The sequence below is a fragment of the Stenotrophomonas sp. HMWF023 genome (assembly GCF_003060985.1).
In the GTDB taxonomy this organism is placed as follows: Bacteria; Pseudomonadota; Gammaproteobacteria; order Xanthomonadales; family Xanthomonadaceae; genus Stenotrophomonas; species Stenotrophomonas lactitubi.
On sequence record NZ_QAIJ01000324.1, the window covers coordinates 3,087 to 3,378 of the forward strand.

Annotated in this window: 1 pseudogene; it reads left to right on the forward strand. The window is 72.6% G+C overall.

The window, feature by feature from the left end:
- Positions 1-292: pseudogene (locus tag DBR20_RS23530) on the forward strand (hypothetical protein); the annotation flags it as partial.

Below are 292 nucleotides of genomic sequence, written 5' to 3' on the forward strand. Positions count from 1 at the left end.
GACCGCCCCCCGCGCAGCCGCCAAGGCCGACGCCACCGCTCCGCAGCGCAGCCGCGCCGATGCCGCCGCCAGCGCCACTCTGGCCGCCCTGTTGCCGCACCTGGCCGCCAACGACACCATTCCCCTGATGGACCGCTCGGCCATGGTGGCCGGTGACCTCAGCCGCCTCCTCGCCAATTACGACACCAGCAGCGCCGCCAATGGCAGCGTCGTGGTCGGTACCGCTGCCGACAACGGCAAGGTGCAGTCGCTGCTGCGCCGGGCCATGACCCTGCTCGGCACCCCGTATCGT